Source organism: Oscillatoria sp. FACHB-1407, assembly GCF_014697545.1.
Lineage (GTDB): Bacteria > Cyanobacteriota > Cyanobacteriia > Elainellales > Elainellaceae > FACHB-1407.
Map to the genome: position 1 here is coordinate 611,814 of NZ_JACJSA010000001.1, position 23,920 is coordinate 635,733.

Sequence of the window (23,920 nt, forward strand, 5' to 3'; positions counted from 1 at the left end):
GTGAGTTATTGCTCCATCAGCGTAATGACCATTGACCACTGACTATTGACCATTGACCACTAACCATTGACCATTAACCACTGACCATTAACCATTGACCACTGACCACTAACCATTAACCATTAACCATTGACCATTGACCACTGACCATTGACCATTGACCATTAACCATTGACCACTAACCATTAACCATTGACCACTGACCACTAACCATTAACCATTGGCCATCAACCATTGACTAAATGCGAGCAACGTCTGGAAAGCGTCTAATGTAATCAATTCCGCTTTGAGCCAGCTTGTCGCCTTCAGCAGCAACCTTCTCTAAGTTGTCAAAGCCAAACCGTTGAGCATCGCGCAACGTACGACTGACCACCAGGAGTCGTCCACAAAAGATCAGTGCCCAGCCAAATCCCTCATGGCTCAGGTCTACCACCACTTGAGCCAGTTGACCTGTTTCTGCTTCGATGCAGGAGGCTATGCCCCGATAAAATGCCAAAATCCTGCCTTTGGTAATGGGGTCAACATCGCCATCAACCGAGATTTCACGTTTTTGGGCTTTGCTCACAACATAGGGTTTCAGCAACAGTTCATCAGACCAATTGCGAAACGTGCCATAGGGATCATTGGCTCGAATTTGTTGCACGACAGCCTTGAGAAACGGTGACTCTAAAACTGTCGTAGTAGGAACGGTTGTTTCAGGTGTGCTCATACTGGGACTTCTTCCTCGATTTCATCTAAGTCAAATTGGGGGGTTCGTTGTTGCAGGGCTTTTCTCAACCAGGGGGGAGGGCTTCCCTTTAGCGTCTCGACTAAGCGGGACAACACATCTTGAATTTCGTCGTCTTCCGATCGCGCCTTGATGGGAGTGATGTGTTTTTTAATCAGTCGGGCAGCAGCACTACCCCCGATCGCCGAGACATAGACAATCGTGCAGTCGTGCAGAGCTTCAATTTTGGGTAAGAGTTTGTCTTCGTTGCCGTCTTCTTTCAGATCGCCATCAAAAACTAACGTTTCCAAAAACTGATATCCCTCTGGCGAGACTTCATACACATCCACCTTGCGTGCCCACCCAAAGTGAGCATTGATATGGACGCGATCGCTTGTAGTGAAGGCAATTTTCATTGTTCACCTCATTTAGTGTTTAACGTGGTTTTCTTCGTGTTCTAACAACAGGTTGCCGATATCAAACAGAAGCTGCATGGTGCCCCGGTAGCCTACTTTGGTGGATTGCCCGTTACCGAGGCGATCGAAGATGGGCATTCCCTGGCGATAGAGCGGAATGCCCAGTTTACGGGCAATTTTTGCACCGTGAGAGTTGGTGATCAGTAAATCAGCTCCAACCGCTGCATGTTCCAGATCTTCCAGATCACCAATTACCACCGATTCAATCGGGAGGTCTGCAAGCAGGGGCGATCGCGTTGTGGTCACGGCTGCTTGAATTTCAGCCCCCATCAGTTGCAAAAACTCAACCAGTGATGCCAGCAAATCGGGTTCTAACCCCAGCGCAATGCGCTTACGCCCAAAGTAAAAATGAGTATCTAACATGGCATCCTGCAATTGCCGCCGCTGCCGCCGATATTTCTCTGGCACATCAATGCCGCTGAGGTCAGACAATCCTTGCAAAAACTCATCCATCGCGGCAAGTCCCGTTAAATTTTGAAAGACCTCGTAGGGCACCTGAAATCGCTGTTCTAACACTTTGGCGGCACCCCGCATACTTTCACCCAACGCCAGCGTGAACACAGAACAGCCAATTTCGCGTAGTTCAGCCAGAGTTGTGCCACCACTGGTCGTTGTTCCAGACGCCTCATCCAGATGTCCATCCAGCGACAACGATAAATCTGGAACAATAATGGGTTTCAACCCAAAAGCGGTGACAATTTCCTTAATCTCCTGCACATCTCCGGGCGTAAAGGCAGAGCTAACCAAAATCGTGACTTGATTGGCTCTCACCTCACCTGCCAGCGGCAACTCCCGCATCATGTTTTCCACCGCTGCCGCAAATCCATCCTGCATGGCTCCGCGAAAGTCGGGGGTAGAGACAAACACAATCGGCAAATCATGCAGTTCTGGATGCCGCTTACGGATGGTACGTAAAATGCCGTCCATGTCATCACCACGAGTTTCCGTTAATCCAGTGGTACACAGCCCAATGATTTCTGGCTTGTTCTTTTCCATCACGGTGAGAATGGCTTGCTCGACATTTTCTTCACCCCCCAGGATGGTGCTGACCTCAGTCATTGCGGTTGTAGACATGGGAATTGCTTCCCGAAAGTGTCGCACCAGCAAAACCTTGGCAAAGGCAGTACAGCCCTGCGACCCATGAAACAACGGCATCATTCCTTTTAGCCCTAAGAATGCCAGAGCGGCACCTAAAGGTTGGCTCTGCTTGAGTGGGTTGACTGCAACAAACTTTTTGGGCGTGGTGATAGTCGCCATTAAACGAATTCCTCTCTCAGTGATGTTGTTTGTATCTATCCCACTTCCCAGGGAGCGGGTTTACGCACTTGCTCCCAAATGGGGCTGTGCAAGGCTTCATCTAACTCGCGTGCCATCTCAACCATGCCGACATACCCCGCATAGGGATGGTGGCGTTCCTGGTTGATATCTAAAAATGGAATCCGAGCTTTGAGAGCGGTGTATTGGTTGCGTCCACCCGCAATCAGCATGTCGGCTTTAGTTTGGGCAATGACGCGCAACAGTTCTTGAGCATTGCCCTTTTCCAGCATGATGCCATCTTGTCCGAGTAATTCCTTAATCCGTGCTTTGTCTTCCTCGGTACTTTTTTTGGTGCTGGTTGCCACCACTTCCATGCCCAAATCTTTGGCAGCAGAGATGATAGACCAGCTTTTAACCCCTCCGGTATAGAGCACAACCCGCTTGCCTTTGAGCCGAGCACGATAGGGAGCCAGTTGTTGATCGAGGTGGGCGGTTTCTTCAGCGATCAATTGCTCAACGCGATCGCGCAGTTGCTCATCCCCCAATGCAGCAGCAATGTTGCGGAGACAACGATTGATGTCATCAATGCCATAAAAGGACTCTTCGATATAAGGAATGCCGTAGCGTTCCTCCATCTTGCGTGCCATGTTGATCAACGCTTTGGAGCAGATCATGACGTTGAGTTTGGCACGATGGGAATAGCAGACTTCACGGTATCGCGCATCGCCTGTAATCTTCGAGAGCACGCGAATTCCCACCTTTTCAAATAGGGGCAATACACCCCACAATTCGCCTGCGATGTTGTATTCCCCAATCAAGTTAATGTCGTAGGGCGTGGTGAAGTCTGGCTCTGCCGTGCCGACCACATACTCCAGCAGTGCCTCTCCACCAACCCGATTGCCCAGATTCTTGCTGCCAATAAAGCCGGGGGAGTTAATGGGAATCACAGGGGTTCCTGTCTTCTCTGCTGCCTTCTCACACACGGCGTTTAAATCGTCTCCAATCAGGGCTGTAACACAGGTGGAGTAGACAAATACGGCGGCAGGTTGATATCGCTGGTGTACCTCTAGAATGGCTTTGTAGAGGCGTTTTTCACCGCCAAAAATAATGTCGTTTTCGCTGAGATCGGTGGTAAAACCCATTTTGTAGAGGGTTGACCCAGAGGACTGACTGCCACGACTACCCCAGGAGTTGCCTGCACAGGCGATCGGGCCGTGTACGAGGTGAGCCACATCGGTAATCGGCACCATGGCGATCATGGCTCCATCAAAGGCACAACCTCCTTGAGCCGCTCCCGGTTGGGCTTGCTGCGTACAGGATTTGTTCTTTCCTTTGCTGTCTTTTTTGTGATTGTGCTCGCAAGCCGATTCGCTCAAGAGTTCGTTAATCTTGCCTTGGGTCAATTTCATGGCTCAAGTGGGGAGAAGAGGGAAGAAGAGGGAAGAAGGAAAAAAGAAGAGGGAAGAGGGAAGAGGGAAAAAGGATGAAGGATGAAGGATGAAGGATAAGAGGGCAGAGGAAGAGGTGAAGCAGGTTACATGGTCAATTGACTATTGACTGAGTTCTGTATCGGCGTAGCATTTGGCAATTTGACTTTGCTGTATTACCAGGAGTAACTGCCCAAATGCCGCGCCCCTAACTCCATTAACTACTGAACACTTAGTGGATATAAACGCTAACATCTTGATGGCACACATCTGCTAAATAGGTGAGTGCCCGAAAGCGCAAGCTGATTAACTCGTCGTACAGCGGATTGATTTTACAGAATGCTGGAATGTGAACTATCCAGCAGCCAAACAGGTTGATGTCTCGCTCAAAGGGGCAATGACTGGGAATCACACGACAGATGAGATGGGCAACACTCGCATGACGAATTTCAATATGGTTGAGCCATTGCCGTAAAAGTGCAATCAGACTCCATGCAACGTGATTTTGGTGAGGAGATGAAGCAGTAGCCATAGTGGATACATCAGTAAATTCATACAGCTTGAAAGGAGCGATCGCTAGTTTTTAACATCTTCAGGCGTGTGTTGTTCCCGATTTAAGAGACGTTGAGTGAGATAGCTCTGAATACTGACGAGAATGAGTAAGATAGTGAGTCCAAGAATAGTGTCAATCATGAATTGATCCTCTGGGTTGATGAGTGATGAGTGGGAAGCAATCGTTGCCGTAGGGTTGATTTTTGGGCGTTAAACGTTGGATCTAGGGGTGATGATTTATCAGGGATCAATTAATCAACCAGTCGCACTAGCCAATCAAAGATTTGGCTGAGTTGTTCACTGGATAGCAAGCCATAGCCCCAGAGAATCATGTGCAGCGGAGCTTCAGGATGTTCGGGATGTTTGAGTGCCATGGCGATCGCCTCATCTGAAATTGCTAATTCGGTTTTGAGAAACTGAAGCAGTTGGGAATTTTGACGACGACAACTCATGGCACACCTCATTTAAGTTATGACCTGAAGACCAACGTATCGGCTGCTAGAAAATGATCAAGATGAAATGCTCGGTCTTCTGTTTTCAACAAAATTTGCTCATACAGATACCGAGTAGCGCGATCGCCCACACTTTCAGCTTGAGTCGCTTGACGACGGAGCAGATTAATAATGGATTGCTCCGCCTCCAGATCGTGTTCGACCATTTGGCGACAGGAATACACCCCGTCTGGTTCTGGGGTAAAGCAACACAGTTCTGCCAGCTTGCTAAAGCTAGCCGCAGGAATGCCGCCTAATCCATTCAGCCTTTCTCCTACATCATGAGCGTGTCCTTGGAGAGCAGAGTAGCCCTCTTCAAAGAACTCATGTAAGGAGTAAAATTCTGCTCCTTCTACAACAAAGTGATGCTTCTGATATTGCAGATACAGGGCTTGAAAGCTCGCCAGGGCAACATTTAAGCCTTCACAAATAGGAACGGTAACTTCTAGCCCTAAACCCACTGGGTTTTCTGCAATCTGACCAAAAGCACGAACAGCGGTTTGAGTCATTCAACTTACTCCTTGATATACAACGATACTTTTTAGAACTGGCATGGGGTGTAGAGGGGTTATTCGGGTGCATCCCAGCAGTGCTCTAGCCAGGTCACCAACTCGCGTCGAGGAGCGATGCAGTGCTGGATGACACTCCTCACTAAAATCGCCGTCGTACTATTGTTGATTTCAACCCAGAGTGAGCCATCACTTAAGCACCAACAGGGAATCATCAATTCTTGTAGCCGTCGATAGACTGACCAGCGATCGACCCGTGAGACTGGAATGCTTTGAGCGTTAGGGGTGAGTGCGATTGGGATGGGGTTGGCGTAACCCCCCGCAGGGGAAGCCATACCCGGACGATACTGCATGGGACTTAACCTCAATGAATGTTAGAGTGAGTGATTTCAACAGGGATTAACGATTGAATTTGTTGTTCTAATTGCTCGATGCGATCGATCAGAGTCCGAAGAACAACGGCTTCTGGATCAACAACGTTGCCGTGTTCTAAAGGACAGGTTTGAGTATTGCTGCGACAAATATTGCGACCGGGCACACCGACTGCCGTACACCCCGATGGCACATTCCGCAAAATGATTGATCCCGCTCCGATTCGGGCATAGTCGCCGATCGTAATGTTTCCCAGGACTTTCGCCCCCGCACCCACTACCACATGACTGCCAACGGTGGGGTGACGCTTTCCTTGCTCTTTACCCGTGCCACCGAGGGTTACGCCTTGATAAATCAGGGTGTAATCTCCTACGATCGCTGTCTCACCAATTACCACTCCCATGCCGTGATCAATAAAGACACCCCGACCGATCACAGCACCGGGATGAATCTCGATGCCCGTTAAGAAGCGTCCGATATGAGAAATGAAGCGAGGGAAAAAAGGAATGTGGCGATCGCGCAACCCGTGAGCCACACGATAGAGCAGAAGTGCTTGAAACCCCGGATAGCAGCACACGACTTCTAACCAGTGATGGGCAGCGGGATCACGCTCAAAAATAATCGTGAAATCAGCCCATATCGTCTGCCACAGATTGGTTAGAGAACAAATCCATCTGGGCAACTTGACCGTTAGCAATGATGCTTCCGTTGCAGTAGCGTGACCAGATGGGTAATAGCTATCCCCATGATTTCTGCTCTCGGCTCGGTGCGAGTGAGCCTCTGCAAAAACAGGTTGGGCGAAATCAAGTGGCTGTGACATTGCAGTTCCGGTGGGTGAGAATCTGTCCTGTTCTCCTGCTTATATCAGGTGCCACGCCAGAGGTCAGAATCACAAACCGGGGTAAGGATTTATTGAATTAATTAGAGTTGTACTCAAACCTGAAAGGCCTGCTAAAGCAAGCATTTCTAATTTCTTTTGGGGCGAGGTGTGAGTATTTTTTGAGTGGGGTACGAGTATTTATAGGGTAAGGGTTTTAGTATTTGAGTACTCGTCCATTCATTCACTTAAAGCTTGGTCTGACAATACTTTTAAGCGAGTTTTACAAGAATTGCTTAATCAAGAACAAGATGTACTCAACTGCACTCAAGATCGCAGTTTTTGAGTCATCAAAAAGATTTCTGTATTGATTAATACGATTTAGATGTTACCGAGTTAGTGTAGATCAACCTGTTAGAATTGACAACTGTATATCGTGATACGAATACAGATAATTCTCAATGTGAGAGAGCAAATACCTCTATTTTTTTCAATTGTTAAAAATGGTTATGACTAGAACTTCAGACAATAAAAATGATAATTTAGATACAGAATAAATTTCTAGAAGAATTAGGGGAGTAGTTGCGAACTGGCTACTCCTTTCCTTAATGAGGGTTTACCTCAATTCGAGTGTCAGATCGAGTCCCGAAGAAGACCGTGAGTACAACTAAAAACTCACGTTAAAACATCCTAAAATTACTTCAAAGTCCTTGTACAACAAGGATTCAGCCTGAGTACACAAATACCTGTTCCCTGCACTATAAATACTCAAACCCTCACTTCAAAATACTCAAACCCCATCCCATTATTTTTTTTGGATGTTCACATCATCTGGGTTTGAGATATTGAGTACATCTCTAATTAATTCAATAAATTCTATCGCGAGCCGCTCAACCGATACATTCCAGAGCGACTGATATAACTCTCATAACGCCAGTTCCTAAACCATTCATCACGACCCCAATATTCCAGTTCTCTGATGGTTTAGGTAGGGGTAATGGCATACTCCCATGCTGAATCGAACTTGCAACTACACCGATCGCACTTTTTCTCCCATGGATTTTCTAGACTCTTGTTTTTTTCCTAAAACACAGCCCTAGAACCAGGATGTTTAACCTACTCAGGTAGGTTGCGACGGGTAGCTGCGATTTCTCCCCTAAAGGATGGCGATCGCCTGGATTGATTGTCTGGATTGGTTGACTACTCCCAGTTCGCGTTTGTTGCTCTCCCACCCTCTTCTGGAAATTCACGCAATGACACCACCACCTATCACAGCCCCAGCCGCCCCAACAACTGACCTTTTAATTACAAAGAATAAGGTGACAAAAGTTCCCTCAAAGGACAGCAGTTGCGGATGCAGCAGCAACACCAGTGCCACAGTTGATATGGATGAGCGGATGCGCCAACGCATTGAAAAGCATCCCTGCTATAGCGAAGAAGCCCATCACCACTACGCCCGGATGCACGTTGCTGTGGCTCCCGCTTGCAATATTCAATGCAACTATTGCAACCGTAAATACGACTGTGCCAATGAGAGCCGTCCTGGTGTAGTGAGCGAATTGCTCACTCCTGAAGAAGCCGCGCATAAGGTGTTAGTGATTGCAGGCAAAATTCCGCAGATGACGGTGTTGGGGATTGCGGGTCCGGGAGATCCGTTAGCCAATCCAGAAAAGACGTTTCGCACCTTTGAGTTAATTGCAGACAAAGCACCCGACATTAAATTATGTCTGTCTACTAACGGATTGATGCTGCCAGAGTATGTCGATCGCATCAAACAACTCAACGTGGATCACGTCACGATCACCATTAATATGGTTGATCCCGAAATCGGCACTCGCATTTATCCCTGGGTTCACTACAAGCGCAGACGCTACAAAGGGCTAGAAGCAGCGCGGATTCTACACGAGCGGCAAATGGAAGGCTTGCAGGCTCTCAAGGAGGCTGACATCCTCTGTAAGGTCAACTCCGTAATGATTCCAGGTATCAACGACGAGCATCTGGCTGAAGTCGATCACGTCATTCGGCAAAAAGGCGCATTCCTGCACAACATCATGCCGCTGATCTCGGCTCCAGAACATGGCACCTACTTTGGGTTGAATGGTCAACGTGGTCCCACTCCAGGTGAGTTGAAGGCACTGCAAGACAAGTGCGCCGACAGCAACATGAAAATGATGCGTCACTGTCGCCAATGTCGCGCTGATGCTGTTGGGTTACTGGGTGAAGACCGATCGCAGGAATTCACCAAAGATAAGTTCCTGGAGATGCAACCGGAATATGACCTGGAAACTCGCCAGGAAGTCCACGCAGGGATTGCAAAATTCAAAGATGAACTCAAATCAGCGAAGGCAAAACTCAAGCCCAGCCAAAAAGTTGCTAACAGTCCCAAAATTCTCGTAGCCGTGGCAACTAAAGGGGGCGGATTGGTGAATCAACACTTTGGTCATGCCAAAGAATTCATGATTTACGAGGTAGATGCCAACGAAGCCAAGTTTGTCGGGCACCGGAAAATCGATAACTACTGTCAGAGCGGTTACGGAGAGGATGCCACACTGGAATACACCATTAAGGCGATTTCAGACTGCAAAGCCATTCTGGTTTCAAAAGTGGGTGAATGTCCCAAAGCAGAATTGAGAGAGGCTGGCTTACAAGTCGTTGAAGCCTATGACGTGATTGAGAAAGTGGCACGGGAGTTTTACAACACCTACATACAACAAACTCAACCATCCTGATTGCTGAGTTTTCTCACTTGGGAATAAAGCGGGGATAAAGCCATGACCTACACCATCACAGATCAATGTATCGGTTGCGATCGCTGCTATTCTGCCTGTCCAACACATGCCGTTCAGTTGAGTGCAACATCTGTTTGGATTGATGCGACTCTTTGTAATCACTGCATTGGATCGTATAGCGTTCCTCAATGCGTGGCTGCCTGTCCAACTAATCGGGCTTGTGTCATGAGTCCTACAAACTATTGGGAACAGTGGTTTGACACTTACAACACTCGCATTGCCCGGTTAGATCGGACTCGTGATGTCGCTTACTGGAATTGGTGGTTTGAGCTTTATTCCCAACGACTCACAACCCAAATTTTGTCTCAGTCTAGTTCAACTTCTCATTCAAGAAAGTTACTACAACTGAACACCCACTAACACTTTCGACCTTCTCTAAATTTGCTCCCGATCCTTGGAGATCTTCCGCATGAACACAATCTATCTGGACAACAACGCCACAACAAAAGTAGATCTCGCTGTTGTTGAAGCAATGCTTCCTTATCTGAGCGAATATTATGGTAATCCGTCATCCATGCATACCTTTGGCGGACAGGTCAGCAAAGCCATTAAAGAAGCTCGCGAACATGTTGCGTCGTTGTTTGGCGCAACGGATTCCAGTGAAATTATCTTCACCAGTTGTGGCACAGAAGGCAATAACACCGCCATTCGTGCAGCCCTCGCAGCCCAACCCGATCGCCGCCACATTATCACCACTCAGGTAGAACATCCCTGTGTATTGAACGTCTGTAAGCAACTGGAAAAGCAGGGATATACCGTCACCTATCTGTCCGTCGATCGCCAGGGCATGGTGGATCTGATGGAGCTAGAAGCCGCTATCACCGGCAACACGGCGTTGGTGACAACCATGTATGCCAACAACGAAACGGGTGTGGTGTTCCCGATTGAGCAGATTGGGGCGATCGCCAAGGAATACGGAGCCACATTCCATGTGGATGCTGTGCAGGTCGCTGGAAAATTGCCTCTCAACATGAAAACCAGCACCGTTGATTTGATGACAATCTCCGGGCATAAACTGCACGCCCCCAAAGGCGTTGGTGCCTTGTATGTGCGGCGCGGGTTCCGCTTCCGTCCGTTCCTCATCGGCGGACACCAGGAGCGAGGACGCAGAGCCGGCACCGAAAACGTTCCCGGCATTATCGGGCTGGGCAAAGCAGCGGAAATTGCTAACTTTGAAGTCAGCTATTTAGGACGGGAACAACGCCTGCGCGATCGCCTGGAGCAGGGCATTCTTGCCACCATTCCCAATTGCGAAGTCAACGGACATCCAACTCAACGCCTGCCTAACACGACCAACATCGGCTTCAAGTACATCGAAGGTGAAGCCATTCTCCTCTGGCTCGACCAACACGGTATTTGTGCCTCCTCCGGATCTGCCTGCACCTCCGGTTCTCTGGAACCTTCTCACGTCCTGCGGGCAATGGGTCTGCCGTACACCATTCTGCATGGTTCCATCCGCTTTAGCCTCTCCCGCTTCACCACCGAAGCCGAGATCGATCGCGTCCTCGAAGTCCTCCCCGGCATTGTGTCTCACCTGCGATCGCTCTCTCCCTTTAACAGTGATGAAGCCGACTGGCTACAAGAACGCTCATTAGTGAGCAGCCAGTAGTAGGGAGTGGGGAGTAGGGAGTAGGGAGTGGGAGACTGCTGCATAGGGACTGTTCACCCTTCTATTCATTTGCCCTCTACTTATTCACCCTCGCACTCCTTCACCCTGCTTTCTTCTTCCATCTTCTTTTTTATCCTTTATCCTTCATCGTTTATCCTTTCTTCTTCTCTCTTCTCTCTTCCTTCTTCTTTTTTCCTTCTTCCTTCTTCCCTCTTCTAGGAAACCTGCCATGTGGGACTACACTGAGAAAGTTTTAGAACACTTCTACAATCCCCAAAACCAAGGGGCGATCGCAGATACAGACGAACCGGGCATTGCCATTGTCTACGGCGAAGTCGGTAGTATTGCCTGTGGTGACGCATTAAGACTGCATCTCAAAATTGAGATCGAGAGCGATCGCATTCTCGATTCTCGCTTTCAAACCTTTGGCTGCACCAGTGCGATCGCGTCTTCGTCGGCATTAACCGAGTTAATCAAAGGGCTGACGCTGGATGAGGCGTTGAATATCAGCAACCACGATATTGCTAACTTCTTAGGCGGATTGCCCGAAGCAAAAATGCACTGTTCCGTTATGGGACAGGAAGCTTTGGAAGCGGCCATTTTTAAGTATCGTGGGATTGAAGTTGAAGTCCACGAAGAAGACGAAGGCGCGTTAGTTTGTACATGTTTTGGAGTAAGTGACAATCGTATCCGTCGAGTTGTTATTGAGAACAATTTAACCACCGTCGAGCAAGTGACAAACTACGTCAAAGCGGGGGGCGGGTGCGGTTCCTGCCTGGTGGATATCGAAGACATTCTGGCAGCAGTCGCAGAAGAGAGAGCCGCAATGCCCGCCAAATTAGCCGCAGAGATTGCGATCGCTCAAGAAACCACTCAACCGCGTGCTCTGACAAACGTTCAGAAGATTACTCTGATTCAACAAGTCCTGTCTGAGGAAGTGCGCCCTGTGCTGATGGCAGATGGCGGCGATGTCGAACTCTATGACGTAGATGGCGATCGCGTCCAGGTCTTGCTCAAAGGGGCATGTGGCTCCTGCGAGAGCAGCACTGCCACCCTCAAAATTGCGATCGAAGCCCGGTTACGCGAACGTGTTCTACCCAATCTCGTGGTTGAAGCCGTTTCATGAAACCTTTGTTATTTCAACGTTTTCCGGTTGGGCGATCGCCCCCTACAGCGATCGCGCCCAACCTGTTCAATCAGCACGACACAATGCTGAGCATTCACCCTTGACCACATAACTCTTTCACCATCTCACAAGGAGAAACCCATGACTGACGAACAAATTAGACAGATTGCGTTCTACGGCAAAGGCGGTATTGGTAAATCCACCACATCGCAAAACACAATTGCAGGTATGGCTGAACTGGGTCAGCGCGTCATGATCGTCGGTTGTGACCCCAAAGCCGACTCCACTCGCTTGATGCTGCACAGCAAAGCCCAAACTACCATTCTGCACTTAGCAGCAGAACGGGGTGCAGTTGAAGATCTGGAACTCGAAGAAGTGCTGTTGACGGGCTATCGCGACGTGCGTTGCGTTGAGTCGGGTGGTCCTGAACCCGGTGTCGGTTGTGCCGGACGAGGCATCATCACCGCCATCAACTTCTTAGAAGAAAATGGAGCTTACGAAGACCTCGATTTCGTTTCCTACGACGTATTGGGTGACGTTGTTTGCGGTGGTTTTGCGATGCCAATCCGCGAAGGCAAAGCTCAAGAAATCTACATCGTTACCTCCGGTGAAATGATGGCAATGTATGCTGCCAACAACATTGCACGAGGCGTTCTCAAGTATGCTCACTCCGGTGGTGTGCGTTTGGGCGGTTTGATTTGCAACAGCCGTAAGGTTGACCGGGAACTCGAACTAATCGAAACGCTGGCGAAGCGTCTCAACACTCAATTGCTTCACTTTGTTCCTCGCGACAACATCGTTCAACACGCAGAATTACGTCGGATGACGGTGATTGAGTACGCTCCTGATAGCCAACAGGCTGAAGAGTACCGCACACTCGCCAAGAAGATCATCGACAACAAGAATCTCGCCATCCCAACGCCAATCTCAATGGACGAACTGGAAGATCTGTTGGTTGAATTCGGTATTCTGGGCGGCGAAGAAGAGTACCAAAAAGCTATCCAGCAAGGCACAAAAGCACCCGCTGGCGTTGCTTAATTTTCGTAGGATGCGTTGGTAAAGCCGTAACGCATCACCATCAACGATGCGTTACGCGCCGCTAACCCATCCTACAACTAACTCCCCACTCCCGATTCCCTTACCCCTACCCCATCCTTAAATACCCAGAGAGGCAGAATATGACACCTCCCGAATCCGCTACTCTTGATGCGATCGCCCCTCCAGATGAACTCACCGTTGCCGACAAAAAAGAATTGATCAAAGAAGTTTTGGAAGTCTATCCCGATAAAGCGAAGAAAAAACGGGAAAAACATCTAAACGTCTACGAAGAAGGCAAATCGGATTGCGGCGTTAAATCCAATATCAAGTCTGTTCCTGGTTCCATGACCACCCGTGGTTGCGCTTATGCCGGATCAAAGGGTGTGGTTTGGGGACCGATCAAAGACATGATCCACATCAGTCATGGTCCTGTCGGTTGCGGTTACTATTCCTGGTCAGGTCGTCGTAACTACTACATCGGCACCACAGGCATTGACTCCTTCGGCACAATGCAATTCACCTCTGACTTTCAGGAACGAGATATCGTATTTGGCGGTGACAAAAAACTTGCCAAATTAATCACTGAACTGGATGAACTGTTTCCGCTCAATCGCGGTGTATCCATTCAATCAGAGTGTCCCATTGGGTTGATTGGAGATGACATTGAAGCAGTTGCCAAAAAGTCCGCCAAAGAAATCGGCAAAACAGTCGTCCCCGTCCGTTGCGAAGGCTTCCGGGGCGTGTCCCAATCGCTCGGACACCACATCGCCAATGACACCGTGCGAGACTGGGTATTCCCTCAATACGACAAGCAAAAGAAAGCCGGAACGCTGCCCGAAGGAACTCCCTACGATGTTGCCATCATCGGTGACTACAACATCGGTGGAGATGCGTGGTCAAGCCGGATTCTCTTAGAGGAAATTGGCTTGCGCGTTGTAGCTCAGTGGTCAGGAGATGGCACCCTCCACGAGATGATCAACACGCCTTCCGTGAAGTTGAATCTGGTTCACTGCTACCGCTCAATGAACTATATCTCTCGCCATATGGAAGAGGCGTATGGGATTCCCTGGTTGGAGTACAACTTCTTCGGTCCTACCCAAATTGCCGCATCCCTGCGTGAAATTGCTTCTAAATTTGACGAAACTATCCAGGCCAATGCCGAAGCGGTGATTGCCAAATACGAAGCGCAAACTCAAGCCGTCATCGAGAAATATCGTCCTCGCTTAGCAGGCAAAACCGTTGCGCTGATGGTAGGCGGTCTGCGTCCTCGCCACGTTGTTCCTGCCTTCCATGATTTGGGGATGCAACTCATCGGTACAGGCTACGAGTTTGGTCATAACGATGATTACAAACGCACCACTCACTACATCGAGAATGGCACGTTGATCTACGACGACGTATCCGCCTATGAGTTTGAGGAGTTTATCAAAGAGTTGAAGCCTGATCTGGTTGCCTCTGGCATCAAGGAGAAGTATGTCTTCCAGAAAATGGCACTACCCTTCCGTCAGATGCACTCCTGGGATTATTCCGGTCCTTATCACGGTTACGACGGATTCGCCATCTTTGCGCGTGACATGGATCTGGCACTCAACAGCCCTACCTGGAGCTTAATCGGTGCTCCCTGGAAAAAAGCTGAAGAAGCCACTCCGTAGGGTGTGTTAGCAAAGCGTAACGCACCGCAAAATACATCAAAATGGTGCGTTACGAATGCACCCTACAGGCACTCTTTGTACAGACGCAATTGATGTACAGACGCGATTGATCGCGTCTCTCCTCCCATTACGATTGATCGCGTCTCTCCTCCCATTACGATTAATCGCGTCTCTCCTCCCATTACGATTAATCGCGTCTCTCCCCATCAACTTCATAGGAGAACACCTATCATGGCTCAAAACGACATTAACCGCATTAAAGACCACGCTGAATTATTTCACCAGGACGAGTATCAAGAACTCTTTGCTGCCAAAAAACAATTTGAAGGGGGACATGACCCCGACCTAGTTGCTCAAACGGCTGAATGGACAAAGACCTGGGAATATCGTGAGAAAAACTTTGCCCGTGAAGCACTCACGGTCAATCCAGCAAAAGCCTGTCAACCACTGGGTGCAATCCTGGCTGCTGTTGGCTTTGAGAAGACATTGCCCTTCGTGCATGGCTCTCAAGGATGCGTGGCGTATTTCCGTAGCCACTTTACCCGTCACTTTAAGGAACCCTTCTCTGCTGTCTCCTCATCCATGACCGAAGATGCAGCGGTGTTTGGTGGACTCAACAACATGAAGGATGGGCTTTCAACAGCCTACAACCTCTATAAGCCCGACATGATTGCTGTGTGTACCACTTGCATGGCAGAGGTGATTGGGGATGACCTACAAGCCTTCATCAAAACCTCAAAGGATGAGGAATTTATTCCCCAGGAATTGCCAGTTCCCTTCGCTCATACTCCCAGTTTTGTGGGTTCTCACATCACGGGTTACGACAACATGATGAAGGGTATCCTGAGCAACCTGACCGAAGGCAAGAAGCAGGAAACCACCAACGGCAAGATCAACTTCATTCCTGGCTTTGAAACCTACATTGGCAATCTACGTGAGATCAAGCGGATTGCGTCTCTAGTGGGCGTAGACTACACCCTGTTAGCCGATAACTCAGAGTATCTGGATTCCCCTAACACAGGCGAATACAACATGTATCCCGGTGGTACTCCATTGGCAGAGGCCGCAAACTCGATCAACGCCGAAGCAACGATCGCCTTCCAGGCTTATTCCACGACCAAAACCCGTGAATACATCGAGAAAGAGTGGAAGCAACCCACTTCTGTTGTGCGTCCCGTCGGCATTCGTGGCACTGATGAGTTCCTGATCAAGCTCTCTGCCCTAACTGGCAAACCCATTCCAAAAGAATTGGAGGATGAGCGGGGTCGTGCGGTGGATGCGCTCACCGATTCCCAGGCGTGGCTCCATGGCAAGCGTGTGGCTCTGTATGGTGATCCTGATCTGGTGATTGGCTTAGTGCAATTCCTGCTGGAAATTGGTGCAGAACCTGTTCACATTGTTGTCACCAACAGCAACGACGTGTTTGAAGCGGAACTGCGAGCACTGCTCGATTCCAGTCCGTTTGGAGCAGGTGCGACCATTTGGGGTGGCAAAGATTTGTGGCACATGCGATCGCTCCTGTTCACAGAACCCGTAGATCTGCTCATCGGCAACTCCTACGGCAAATATCTGTGGCGCGATACCAAAACTCCCCTCGTGCGGATTGGCTATCCCATTTTCGATCGCCACCACCTGCACCGCTATAGCACCTACGGCTATCAAGGCACGATTAACCTGTTGAACTGGATTGTCAATACGTTGCTCGATGAACTCGATCGCAACACGATCATTCCAGCCAAGACAGATATTTCCTACGACTTGATTCGATAGTCACTGGGCAATGAACCTCTCCCCACCTACGGCACCCCTCTCCTGGCAGGAGAGGGGACGGGGAAAGGTCATCCATGATTCCAACAGGCTACGTTTGGGGAAAGACCATGAGCACGATTCAAATTAACGACACCACGTTACGAGATGGCGAACAGGCCGCAGGTGTTGCCTTTACCCTAGAGGAAAAAGTAGCGATCGCCCAACTATTAGACGCGATCGGGGTGCATGAGCTAGAGGTCGGTATTCCAGCGATGGGGGAGGAGGAGATCCAAGCCATCACTGCTATCCGCAATCTGGGCTTAAAAGCCGAATTGCTCGGTTGGAATCGAGCCACCATATCGGACATCAACGCCTCTCTGTCATGCGGTCTGCAACGAGTTCACATTTCCATTCCCGTCTCGGAAATCCAGATCGAAACCAAATTTCGAGGGGATTGCCAGCAGATGCTCAACCGCTTGCGCGACACCATCACCTATGCTTGCGATCAGGGGCTATTTGTCGCAGTCGGTGGCGAAGATTCCTCCAGAGCCGATGAAAGTTTTCTGTTGGATGTCGCTGGCTACGCTCAGGAGTGGGGTGCTTCCCGGTTTCGGTTTTGCGATACCGTTGGCATTCTTGACCCATTTAGCACTTACAAAAAAGTCAACAAATTGGTGGAGGCATTGACCATCCCCATCGAAATGCACACGCACAACGACCTGGGACTCGCCACTGCCAATGCTCTTGCTGGCGTAAAAGCGGGAGCCAGTTCCGTGAATACGACAGTGAATGGATTGGGCGAACGCGCAGGTAATGCAGCCCTGGAAGAAGTCGTCATGGCACTCAAACAAATCTATGGCATTAAATCGGGGATTCAAACCGATCGCCTGATTGAGTTGTCGCGGTTAGTCGCTCAGGCATCCCGATGCACACTACCCCCCTGGAAGGCGATCGTCGGTGAAAACGCCTTTGTGCATGAGTCGGGGATTCATGCTGATGGCATTCTCAAAAATCCTGCTACCTATCAACCCTTTGCACCAGAGGAATTAGGACAACAGCACCGTTTGGTTGCAGGCAAACATTCAGGGCGGCACCTTGTCGCAAACCTCCTGCAACAATGTGGGATTCAACTGGATAATGATGCCGTGCAAATTGTTTTAGGTGCTGTGCGGCAGCGATCGACCCAACTCAAACGCAATTTAACAACTGACGAACTGTTAAACATCGTACGTGAAAGGAGCCTGACCGATGCAGTCTGACATCATTGAAATCGATTCTCCACCTGAGTTTGAAATTGGGCAAAAAGTCAGAGTCAAGAAGTTGATTCGCAATGACGGCACATTTCCAGGGAAAGACATTGGAGAAACGTTAGCGAAGAAAGGCGATACAGGTTACGTCGTCAGCATTGGCACATTTTTGCAATCGTCTTATATCTACGCTGTCCATTTTTTGCACACGGGATATGTCGTCGGTTGTCGTTGCAAAGAGTTGGAATTGCCAGAGTAGAGAATTTTGCTCGGCACCCATTATTAACGCCATGACAAAAAAGTGAATTGGAGCAAGTGTAATGAAAGTGATGTTACGTCAGAATTCTTTAGGGCATTTAACAGTCTATGTGGCGAAGAAAGATTTAGAAGAAGAAGTCGTGAAACAAGAAGCTACAGAAGTTGGCAAGATCTTTACGCTGGCGAATGGTTGGGAGCTAGAGATTCCCCAATTAGAAGAACCTCTCAAGTTGCCCCAAACTATTGAAGCAAGACGCTTAGCTTAAAGCGAGGAGAGAATAAAAAGCGATGGTTGTATCCTGGTTGTCTGTTTCAGAAAACATCCAACACCTCTTAGAGCAAGCCGTCTCGCAATGGGAAACAACATCCCCATCTCAGCCTCTGATTGAGCAAGCCTTTATTGAGCAAGCATTAATTGAGTCTGAGCATGATCTAGAGGTTTTGGTTGCAGCCTATCGCTATTACTTCTATAGAAACAACAATCCCATGGCATTGGTCGTGGCATCCAAAACAGTTGAGTTGATTCAAACTCAAGAATGCCTCCCGCAAGATTGGATGCAGTTAAAGCCGATTCTCCTCGATCGCATTGAAGATCCTGTGATTCGGCTGTATCTCAACGCCTACTCTGCATCAGGATTACTGCTTGCAAAACTGGGAGAGATTGAACGAGCCAAAGCGATCGCCACACAAATTCAAGCGATTGATTTGAGAAATGAGTTCGGAGCAACGCTAATTCTAGACATTCTAACTCCATCGGTAGAAGACGATGACGAGGCAAACTAACACGATTAATCAGGACTGGTTGGTTACGAGTGATGGGCAATGTCAACCGCGTCCATCTAGCCGAGAGTGGGATCTGATCCGCGATCGCTACTACCTTCACCAGTTCTTGAGCGAGATTGTGGATATGCTCAATAGCGTCTCTGACCCTGCCGATGAGTGGGACTATTTGCCGCAAATTCGGATGCGCGTCAGACAGTTGATTACCAACTCCTACTGGGTGCGATCGCAATTTGCCGATCCCGACCCCAAAACGGGTGTTGCCATCCTTACGCTCTATGATGAAATTGGCTATCCGCTCACCGTTCAAACAGTCATCACCAATCCCGGTGTTTGCTCACCCATTCATAATCACGGTACATGGGGAGTAATTGCCGTTTTGCAAGGTCGAGAGGAGCACACCTTTTGGCGATGCACAGGCGACCTGGACTCCCCCGATCGCATTGAACTGGTCGGCTTAAAAACACTCTGTCCTACAGAAATCATCAGTTTTGTTCCCGATGCAATTCATCGCGTCAAAGCCATTGGCAATGAACCCGTCGTTGCCTTTCATCTCTATGGTGATACCCAACCGCGATCGCGCTTCGAGTTCAACCCCGCAACCCATACCGCCAAACCCTTTTAGCCACACCCTACTCCCTACTCCCCATTCGCTCATGACCACCGTCATCTTCTACGAAAAGCCTGGTTGCGTGAACAACACCAAACAAAAAACACTCCTTCTATTAGCGGGTCACACCTTAGAAATTCACAACTTGCTGATCGAACCCTGGACATGCGATCGCCTGCGTTGTTTCTTTGGCGAACGTCCCGTGGCGGAGTGGTTTAACCGCACCGCTCCGCAAATCAAATCGGGGGAAATTGTGCCTGAACAGCTTGATGCGGAAACAGCGTTAACTCTGATGATTCAGAACCCGATTCTAATTCGTCGTCCGTTAATGCAGGTGGGCGATCGCTATACCGTGGGGTTCAACGCCGAACAGGTGGATCAATGGATTGGCTTAAGTGCCGTTTATACTCTTAAACACGTATCTCATCAACACCTTATACAACAGGATTTAGAAACCTGTCCCCGCACTTTAAGCGAACATCATTCAGCGTCTTGTTCGCATTCCTAAACCGTCAATCATTAACAACTCATGGCAGCAATTCATTTGGACTGGCTATAGACTAATAACCAAAGATTAATAACCAATAACTCCTATGCCTGACCTCCAAACGTCCTCTGGTAGCCCCTTTCAGTCATCCCAACGATGGGCAGATTACTACAATGCTGTGGCAGGTCGTCCTCCCCGTGACACGTTAATTAAGGCGTTAGAGCAGTTTGATAGCGAACCGTTTCCCGACTCTCCTCGGTTTGCCGTCGATTTAGGGTGTGGGGATGGGCGAGACACGGTTGAGTTGTTACAGCGAGGGTGGCGTGTGTTGGGGATTGATGGAGAAGCAGAGGCGATCGCCCGTCTTCGTGATCGCCCCGATGTCGATTTAACTCATCTTGAAACACAGGTGATACGGTTTGAAGCCCTCACCCTACCTCACAGTGTGGATTTAATGAATGCCAGTTTTTGCCTGCCCTTTTGCCCACCTGAACACTTTGCAACCCTGTGGGAAACCATCGTAACGGCATTAAAACCGGGAGGACGCTTTTGTGGGCAGTTGTTTGGCGATCGCGACTCCTGGGCAACCATTCCCACGATGACGCACCACACGCGATCGCAAGTCGAAAATCTGTTGCGATCGTTTGAGGTGGAGTGGTTAAACGAAGAGGAACATCCTGGCAAGACTGCCCTCAATGAAGACAAGTACTGGCATTTATTTCACATCGTGGCACGTCGCAAATCTCCCTAAATCAGGGGTTCTGCAATTTGGCTGAGATCTGAATGCCAAGCTTCTATCAGTGACTCCCGATCAGGCTATCTTGAATTCGTTTGACTTGTTTAGGGGCATTGATTTCACGAAAAAGTTGAATCGCATTTTGAAAGTAGCGATCGCTCTCTGTTAAATTCCCCATTCTCTGGTAAGTCAATCCCAATTGATAATACGTTTCTGCTAAATCGCATTTAGCCCCGATCGCATCCAAGAGCTCGATCGCGGTGATGTGATTCGAGATAGCGTTAGCAAATTCCTGTTGTTCGCGGTACAACTCAGCTAAACAATTGGTGGCTTTTGCCTTGACTTGAGTGAAATGGTTGTCTTCTGCATAGCCAATCGTCTGTTGGCAGAGTGACGTTGATTCTACCAAATTTCCCAAATTCTTGTGGGTTAACCCCAAAAAGAGCAGACTATAACCCTTGCCCCAGGGTGTTAGTTGGTTAGCAGACACAAGCCGCTCAGCTGTTTGCACGGTTGTTAGGGCATCTTTTCCTAAACCCAAACAAGAGTCAATAAACGCCAAACAACATTGAGCATAGATCGCGTACTCCTCGCAATCTGGCGTTTCGTTGGCGACTGTCAACACAGAATTAAAGTGCGATTTGGCATCGTCCAGTTCCCACAGTTCCGTTTTGCACAACCCAATATTAAATAGAGTCGAAAGTCGGGCGCGATCGAGCTTAAAGATTTCAGAAATCTTGCTGGATTCTTGATGGCATTCTAAGGCTTTGCCAATGCTGCCCATGAGTCGATAGGTATATCCCAAAATGTTGTACAGCCGCATTTTGCGCTGATCCGAGGCAATCTTTGAGAGAATGCGGTTGATCACAGAAATGATCTTTTGTAACAACCCTAACTGATAAAAAGAAGACCCCAACGGCAACCCCTTATCCTGATTGCCGCGACCTTGAATAATCACATTACAAGCCGCTTCAAAGTCTTCAATTTCTAAATAATGATAGTAAGCTTCCAGAGCAATTAATGCATCTCTGGCATCTTTCACAATAGGCACCTGTTGTGTCCAAAAGCCTGCCGCTGTACGGTTTACGGCTTCCCATTCGTCACTCGCTCTCAGGGCGGCGATCGCTTTTGACCGCACAACGGAATGCAGCCAATATTGTCCTTTTCGTGTCTCAATCAGCGACAAATCTTGCAAGATCCGAATGATGGGTCGGCGTCGCTCTTCGGGCACATCCCACAGCAAACACAACAAGCCATCAATCGGCACAGATGACACATCCTGATAGCGATAACACGCCATGCGACAGAGCAATTGATAGGCATCTTGATTCACCTGTTGCAGGCGGTTAAATTGGCTGCTGACTAAATCTTGCAACTCTCGCTCAATCAGCAGATCGTTGCTGTTTTCTTGCCAATAGGCATCAATATCGCCATAAAAATCGGTGAGAATGGCTCCGCTTAAAATCTGCATCGCTTTGGCGTTGCCCCCGTAGGCTCGCCACATCTCACTCAAGGCGGGGGAGTTGGGGTCAATGTCTCGGCTACCAAAGAACTGTTGCCACACCGCCTCCTCTAGCCCACCCAGTTGGTAAAGCTGAACCTGAATGCTGGATTCATACAGTCGTTCTCGGCTCGTAATCAGCGTGACCGATTGCACCGCTGGATCAGCTAATACCCGCAGCAGATCCACATAGGAGCGATGCGCTTCCACAAACTTACCCTGCCCATCCAGTGCAGGTTCCAGGTTATCGATCAACACACCGACTCGCCAGTTAGCATCGCGCAGTTGGCGGCGCAACCGCTCTAAGTTGATGGCAAATTCTCGACCAGGGTCTTGGTTTAAATCGCGCCGCAACCATTCCTCAACGACACTCTCAATCGGAGCAACGTTCTGAGTTTCGGTTGCCATCCACAACTCTAGATAGAAATCAAACCCCTGGGTTTTGAAATAGCGACGTGCCAGGGTCGTTTTACCCAGCCCACCTTCGCCGTGAATCAGGATGACTTTTGCACCTTGATTCACCAGTCGGTTAAGATCTGCGATCGCCCCTTCGCGCCCAATAAAACCCAAGTCATATTGAAAGACCGCAGGTGAATTACCCTCTAACTCACCGCGCAGGTCGGCAACGGTGGGAGGGGAAGGGGGCATAGAAGGTACGGGATCTGTCTGAGGCAAGGGAACCGAAGCCGTAGTTATTTCGGAGTGCGATCGCCAAAACCGTTCTAAAGCGGCTCGAAAGCTCGTCTTGGTTACCCGCTCTTGCAACACCTGAGACAACAGGCGACACAGTCCTGCCCCTTCCTCTTTGATATAGCTCTCGTTATAGCCCAGCGAATCTGCAATACTTTCGTAGGTTTGCCCTGCCCAGGCTCCCTTAAAGACGGCTCGTTTCAGATCGCTTAAATGTTCACCCGTCGCCTCAAAGACTAACTTGTCTGCCAGTTCTAACGCTTCTTCCGCACCCATGCATTAGCCGACCATCAATAATTTGGTAGTGGTTTTGGTAGTGAAATGTACAACGATTCAAAGTCTCTATAATCTAACCCGACTTTTTTCACTCCGACAAAAGGCACCCGACTTTTTCCGACCTTCGGTGAGGGGTTAAACCCCCGACCTTAACCAACTGACAGATTCTATCAGGTTTGGCATCTTTATGGTGTGAGCCACCCAAAGTTCACAAAACCTTCACTGAAGTCTAGATTGCACCCAGGAGCGATAGAGATATGTTTAACCCCTTAAAAACACTTGAATCTCTCTTCTCATCGAGTGACACTCAAACGGTTCCCAACTTCAGTGCACCTCTCTTTGGGGTCAACGCAACTGACAAAGAAAGACAAGCCTTAGTGGATCAACCCATCCAACCCGGTGCTCCCGGACGAGTTAAGTTTCAAGGTTCCTGGTGGCCTGCCCGGTGCGAAAAGAATTTGCGACTCATGCAAGGTGAAATCGTTCGAGTGGTCGGCGTTCGCAACATCACGCTCCTCGTTGAGCCTGTTTCATCCTTACAGTTCTAACCAGGCTCGGTACTTTTGCAATACTGATTGCAACATTGACTCAGGCTATTCAAACTCAACGTATAGCGATCGCCAAAACCATTAGGACATTGAATTTGAGTCCTGCTGAGAGAGACGCGATTAATCGCGTCTGTCCTGTTGAGTGCCTTGTCTTAACTGAGGTGACTACAGCTATAAATTGCATCTAGTACAGCAAAAAATAAGTTTTGAAAGGGGT

Annotated in this window: 25 protein-coding genes; 15 read left to right on the top strand and 10 right to left on the bottom strand. The window is 48.9% G+C overall.

What is annotated here, in order from left to right:
- Positions 1-238: 238 nt before the first annotated feature.
- The 9 genes from H6G89_RS02405 to cysE all read right to left on the bottom strand — a co-directional run bounded on the left by H6G89_RS02405 (position 239) and on the right by cysE (position 6,442).
- Complete coding sequence (locus tag H6G89_RS02405) at positions 239-709, bottom strand: NifX-associated nitrogen fixation protein (protein WP_190503665.1); 471 nt, start codon at positions 707-709, stop codon at positions 239-241.
- Positions 706-1,122, bottom strand: a complete 417-nt coding sequence (gene nifX, locus H6G89_RS02410) for a nitrogen fixation protein NifX (RefSeq protein WP_190503666.1) — start codon at positions 1,120-1,122, stop codon at positions 706-708. Before nifX ends, H6G89_RS02405 begins: the two co-directional genes overlap by 4 nt.
- Positions 1,123-1,134: 12 nt before the next feature.
- Positions 1,135-2,439: a nitrogenase iron-molybdenum cofactor biosynthesis protein NifN gene (gene nifN / locus H6G89_RS02415; protein ID WP_190503667.1), complete on the bottom strand. Its 1,305-nt coding sequence runs from the start codon at positions 2,437-2,439 to the stop codon at positions 1,135-1,137.
- Between the two features lie 35 nt (positions 2,440-2,474).
- On the bottom strand, positions 2,475-3,848 hold the full coding sequence (gene nifE, locus H6G89_RS02420) for a nitrogenase iron-molybdenum cofactor biosynthesis protein NifE (protein ID WP_190503668.1): 1,374 nt from the start codon (positions 3,846-3,848) through the stop codon (positions 2,475-2,477).
- Between the two features lie 250 nt (positions 3,849-4,098).
- A complete protein-coding gene (locus H6G89_RS02425) occupies positions 4,099-4,398 on the bottom strand; it encodes a Mo-dependent nitrogenase C-terminal domain-containing protein (RefSeq protein ID WP_190503669.1) in 300 nt (99 codons plus the stop codon).
- Positions 4,399-4,669: 271 nt separating this feature from the next.
- Positions 4,670-4,870, bottom strand: coding sequence for a DUF2949 domain-containing protein (locus tag H6G89_RS02430; RefSeq protein ID WP_190503670.1), 201 nt, complete (start codon positions 4,868-4,870; stop codon positions 4,670-4,672).
- A 17-nt stretch (positions 4,871-4,887) separates the two neighbouring features.
- Positions 4,888-5,418, bottom strand: a complete 531-nt coding sequence (locus H6G89_RS02435; protein WP_190503671.1) for a Dps family protein — start codon at positions 5,416-5,418, stop codon at positions 4,888-4,890.
- 59 nt (positions 5,419-5,477) lie between these two features.
- Positions 5,478-5,771 (bottom strand): Asr1405/Asl0597 family protein, encoded by a 294-nt coding sequence (locus tag H6G89_RS02440; protein ID WP_242059776.1) that lies wholly within the window; start codon positions 5,769-5,771, stop codon positions 5,478-5,480.
- Positions 5,772-5,782: 11 nt separating this feature from the next.
- Positions 5,783-6,442: a serine O-acetyltransferase gene (gene cysE, locus H6G89_RS02445; RefSeq protein ID WP_206758094.1), complete on the bottom strand. Its 660-nt coding sequence runs from the start codon at positions 6,440-6,442 to the stop codon at positions 5,783-5,785.
- A gap of 1,418 nt (positions 6,443-7,860) precedes the next feature.
- Between cysE and nifB the strand changes: the two genes are divergently transcribed.
- From nifB to H6G89_RS02515, 14 genes are all read left to right on the top strand, one after another.
- On the top strand, positions 7,861-9,336 hold the full coding sequence (gene nifB / locus H6G89_RS02450; RefSeq protein WP_190503673.1) for a nitrogenase cofactor biosynthesis protein NifB: 1,476 nt from the start codon (positions 7,861-7,863) through the stop codon (positions 9,334-9,336).
- Positions 9,337-9,378: 42 nt separating this feature from the next.
- Complete coding sequence (locus H6G89_RS02455) at positions 9,379-9,756, top strand: DUF362 domain-containing protein (protein WP_190503674.1); 378 nt, start codon at positions 9,379-9,381, stop codon at positions 9,754-9,756.
- Positions 9,757-9,805: 49 nt separating this feature from the next.
- Positions 9,806-11,005 carry a cysteine desulfurase NifS gene (gene nifS, locus H6G89_RS02460; RefSeq protein ID WP_190503675.1) on the top strand — a complete coding sequence of 400 codons (1,200 nt, stop codon included), beginning with the start codon at positions 9,806-9,808 and terminating at the stop codon, positions 11,003-11,005.
- A gap of 229 nt (positions 11,006-11,234) precedes the next feature.
- Positions 11,235-12,131: a Fe-S cluster assembly protein NifU gene (gene nifU, locus H6G89_RS02465; protein ID WP_190503676.1), complete on the top strand. Its 897-nt coding sequence runs from the start codon at positions 11,235-11,237 to the stop codon at positions 12,129-12,131.
- A 141-nt stretch (positions 12,132-12,272) separates the two neighbouring features.
- The gene (gene nifH / locus H6G89_RS02470) at positions 12,273-13,169 is read left to right on the top strand and encodes a nitrogenase iron protein (protein ID WP_190503677.1); all 897 of its coding nucleotides are present in this window, start codon (positions 12,273-12,275) and stop codon (positions 13,167-13,169) included.
- Positions 13,170-13,309: 140 nt separating this feature from the next.
- Entirely contained in the window at positions 13,310-14,821 is a 1,512-nt protein-coding gene (gene nifD, locus H6G89_RS02475; RefSeq protein ID WP_190503678.1) for a nitrogenase molybdenum-iron protein alpha chain, read from the top strand.
- 231 nt (positions 14,822-15,052) lie between these two features.
- Positions 15,053-16,591 (top strand): nitrogenase molybdenum-iron protein subunit beta, encoded by a 1,539-nt coding sequence (nifK, locus tag H6G89_RS02480; RefSeq protein WP_190503679.1) that lies wholly within the window; start codon positions 15,053-15,055, stop codon positions 16,589-16,591.
- A gap of 107 nt (positions 16,592-16,698) precedes the next feature.
- Entirely contained in the window at positions 16,699-17,829 is a 1,131-nt protein-coding gene (nifV, locus tag H6G89_RS02485) for a homocitrate synthase (RefSeq protein ID WP_190503680.1), read from the top strand.
- Positions 17,819-18,076: a nitrogen fixation protein NifZ gene (locus tag H6G89_RS02490; RefSeq protein ID WP_190503681.1), complete on the top strand. Its 258-nt coding sequence runs from the start codon at positions 17,819-17,821 to the stop codon at positions 18,074-18,076. Before nifV ends, H6G89_RS02490 begins: the two co-directional genes overlap by 11 nt.
- A 61-nt stretch (positions 18,077-18,137) precedes the next feature.
- Positions 18,138-18,341: a putative nitrogen fixation protein NifT gene (nifT, locus tag H6G89_RS02495; protein WP_190503682.1), complete on the top strand. Its 204-nt coding sequence runs from the start codon at positions 18,138-18,140 to the stop codon at positions 18,339-18,341.
- A gap of 22 nt (positions 18,342-18,363) precedes the next feature.
- Entirely contained in the window at positions 18,364-18,858 is a 495-nt protein-coding gene (locus H6G89_RS02500) for a hypothetical protein (protein WP_190503683.1), read from the top strand.
- Complete coding sequence (locus tag H6G89_RS02505) at positions 18,842-19,480, top strand: cupin (protein WP_190503684.1); 639 nt, start codon at positions 18,842-18,844, stop codon at positions 19,478-19,480. The genes H6G89_RS02500 and H6G89_RS02505 overlap by 17 nt, the downstream gene beginning before the upstream one ends.
- 31 nt (positions 19,481-19,511) lie before the next feature.
- Positions 19,512-19,973: an ArsC/Spx/MgsR family protein gene (locus H6G89_RS02510; RefSeq protein WP_190503685.1), complete on the top strand. Its 462-nt coding sequence runs from the start codon at positions 19,512-19,514 to the stop codon at positions 19,971-19,973.
- 85 nt (positions 19,974-20,058) lie between these two features.
- Complete coding sequence (locus H6G89_RS02515; protein WP_190503686.1) at positions 20,059-20,703, top strand: class I SAM-dependent methyltransferase; 645 nt, start codon at positions 20,059-20,061, stop codon at positions 20,701-20,703.
- Positions 20,704-20,749: 46 nt separating this feature from the next.
- Here the strand turns inward: H6G89_RS02515 and H6G89_RS02520 are convergent, their stop codons facing one another.
- Positions 20,750-23,155: a tetratricopeptide repeat protein gene (locus tag H6G89_RS02520; RefSeq protein ID WP_190503687.1), complete on the bottom strand. Its 2,406-nt coding sequence runs from the start codon at positions 23,153-23,155 to the stop codon at positions 20,750-20,752.
- Between the two features lie 257 nt (positions 23,156-23,412).
- On the opposite strand from H6G89_RS02520, the gene H6G89_RS02525 reads away from it, so the two are divergent.
- Entirely contained in the window at positions 23,413-23,703 is a 291-nt protein-coding gene (locus H6G89_RS02525; protein WP_190503688.1) for an NfeD family protein, read from the top strand.
- The last annotated feature ends 217 nt before the right edge of the window (positions 23,704-23,920 follow it).

What these genes read in the sequence shown, in the direction of transcription:
- H6G89_RS02405 (WP_190503665.1), bottom strand. Translation starts at nt 709, where the DNA reads ATGAGCACACCTGAAACAACCGTTCCTACTACGACAGTTTTAGAGTCA.
- nifX (WP_190503666.1), bottom strand. Translation starts at nt 1,122, where the DNA reads ATGAAAATTGCCTTCACTACAAGCGATCGCGTCCATATCAATGCTCAC.
- nifN (WP_190503667.1), bottom strand. Translation starts at nt 2,439, where the DNA reads ATGGCGACTATCACCACGCCCAAAAAGTTTGTTGCAGTCAACCCACTC.
- nifE (WP_190503668.1), bottom strand. Translation starts at nt 3,848, where the DNA reads ATGAAATTGACCCAAGGCAAGATTAACGAACTCTTGAGCGAATCGGCT.
- H6G89_RS02425 (WP_190503669.1), bottom strand. Translation starts at nt 4,398, where the DNA reads ATGGCTACTGCTTCATCTCCTCACCAAAATCACGTTGCATGGAGTCTG.
- H6G89_RS02430 (WP_190503670.1), bottom strand. Translation starts at nt 4,870, where the DNA reads ATGAGTTGTCGTCGTCAAAATTCCCAACTGCTTCAGTTTCTCAAAACC.
- H6G89_RS02435 (WP_190503671.1), bottom strand. Translation starts at nt 5,418, where the DNA reads ATGACTCAAACCGCTGTTCGTGCTTTTGGTCAGATTGCAGAAAACCCA.
- H6G89_RS02440 (WP_242059776.1), bottom strand. Translation starts at nt 5,771, where the DNA reads ATGCAGTATCGTCCGGGTATGGCTTCCCCTGCGGGGGGTTACGCCAAC.
- nifB (WP_190503673.1), top strand. Translation starts at nt 7,861, where the DNA reads ATGACACCACCACCTATCACAGCCCCAGCCGCCCCAACAACTGACCTT.
- H6G89_RS02455 (WP_190503674.1), top strand. Translation starts at nt 9,379, where the DNA reads ATGACCTACACCATCACAGATCAATGTATCGGTTGCGATCGCTGCTAT.
- nifS (WP_190503675.1), top strand. Translation starts at nt 9,806, where the DNA reads ATGAACACAATCTATCTGGACAACAACGCCACAACAAAAGTAGATCTC.
- nifU (WP_190503676.1), top strand. Translation starts at nt 11,235, where the DNA reads ATGTGGGACTACACTGAGAAAGTTTTAGAACACTTCTACAATCCCCAA.
- nifH (WP_190503677.1), top strand. Translation starts at nt 12,273, where the DNA reads ATGACTGACGAACAAATTAGACAGATTGCGTTCTACGGCAAAGGCGGT.
- nifD (WP_190503678.1), top strand. Translation starts at nt 13,310, where the DNA reads ATGACACCTCCCGAATCCGCTACTCTTGATGCGATCGCCCCTCCAGAT.
- nifK (WP_190503679.1), top strand. Translation starts at nt 15,053, where the DNA reads ATGGCTCAAAACGACATTAACCGCATTAAAGACCACGCTGAATTATTT.
- nifV (WP_190503680.1), top strand. Translation starts at nt 16,699, where the DNA reads ATGAGCACGATTCAAATTAACGACACCACGTTACGAGATGGCGAACAG.
- H6G89_RS02490 (WP_190503681.1), top strand. Translation starts at nt 17,819, where the DNA reads ATGCAGTCTGACATCATTGAAATCGATTCTCCACCTGAGTTTGAAATT.
- nifT (WP_190503682.1), top strand. Translation starts at nt 18,138, where the DNA reads ATGAAAGTGATGTTACGTCAGAATTCTTTAGGGCATTTAACAGTCTAT.
- H6G89_RS02500 (WP_190503683.1), top strand. Translation starts at nt 18,364, where the DNA reads ATGGTTGTATCCTGGTTGTCTGTTTCAGAAAACATCCAACACCTCTTA.
- H6G89_RS02505 (WP_190503684.1), top strand. Translation starts at nt 18,842, where the DNA reads ATGACGAGGCAAACTAACACGATTAATCAGGACTGGTTGGTTACGAGT.
- H6G89_RS02510 (WP_190503685.1), top strand. Translation starts at nt 19,512, where the DNA reads ATGACCACCGTCATCTTCTACGAAAAGCCTGGTTGCGTGAACAACACC.
- H6G89_RS02515 (WP_190503686.1), top strand. Translation starts at nt 20,059, where the DNA reads ATGCCTGACCTCCAAACGTCCTCTGGTAGCCCCTTTCAGTCATCCCAA.
- H6G89_RS02520 (WP_190503687.1), bottom strand. Translation starts at nt 23,155, where the DNA reads ATGGGTGCGGAAGAAGCGTTAGAACTGGCAGACAAGTTAGTCTTTGAG.
- H6G89_RS02525 (WP_190503688.1), top strand. Translation starts at nt 23,413, where the DNA reads ATGTTTAACCCCTTAAAAACACTTGAATCTCTCTTCTCATCGAGTGAC.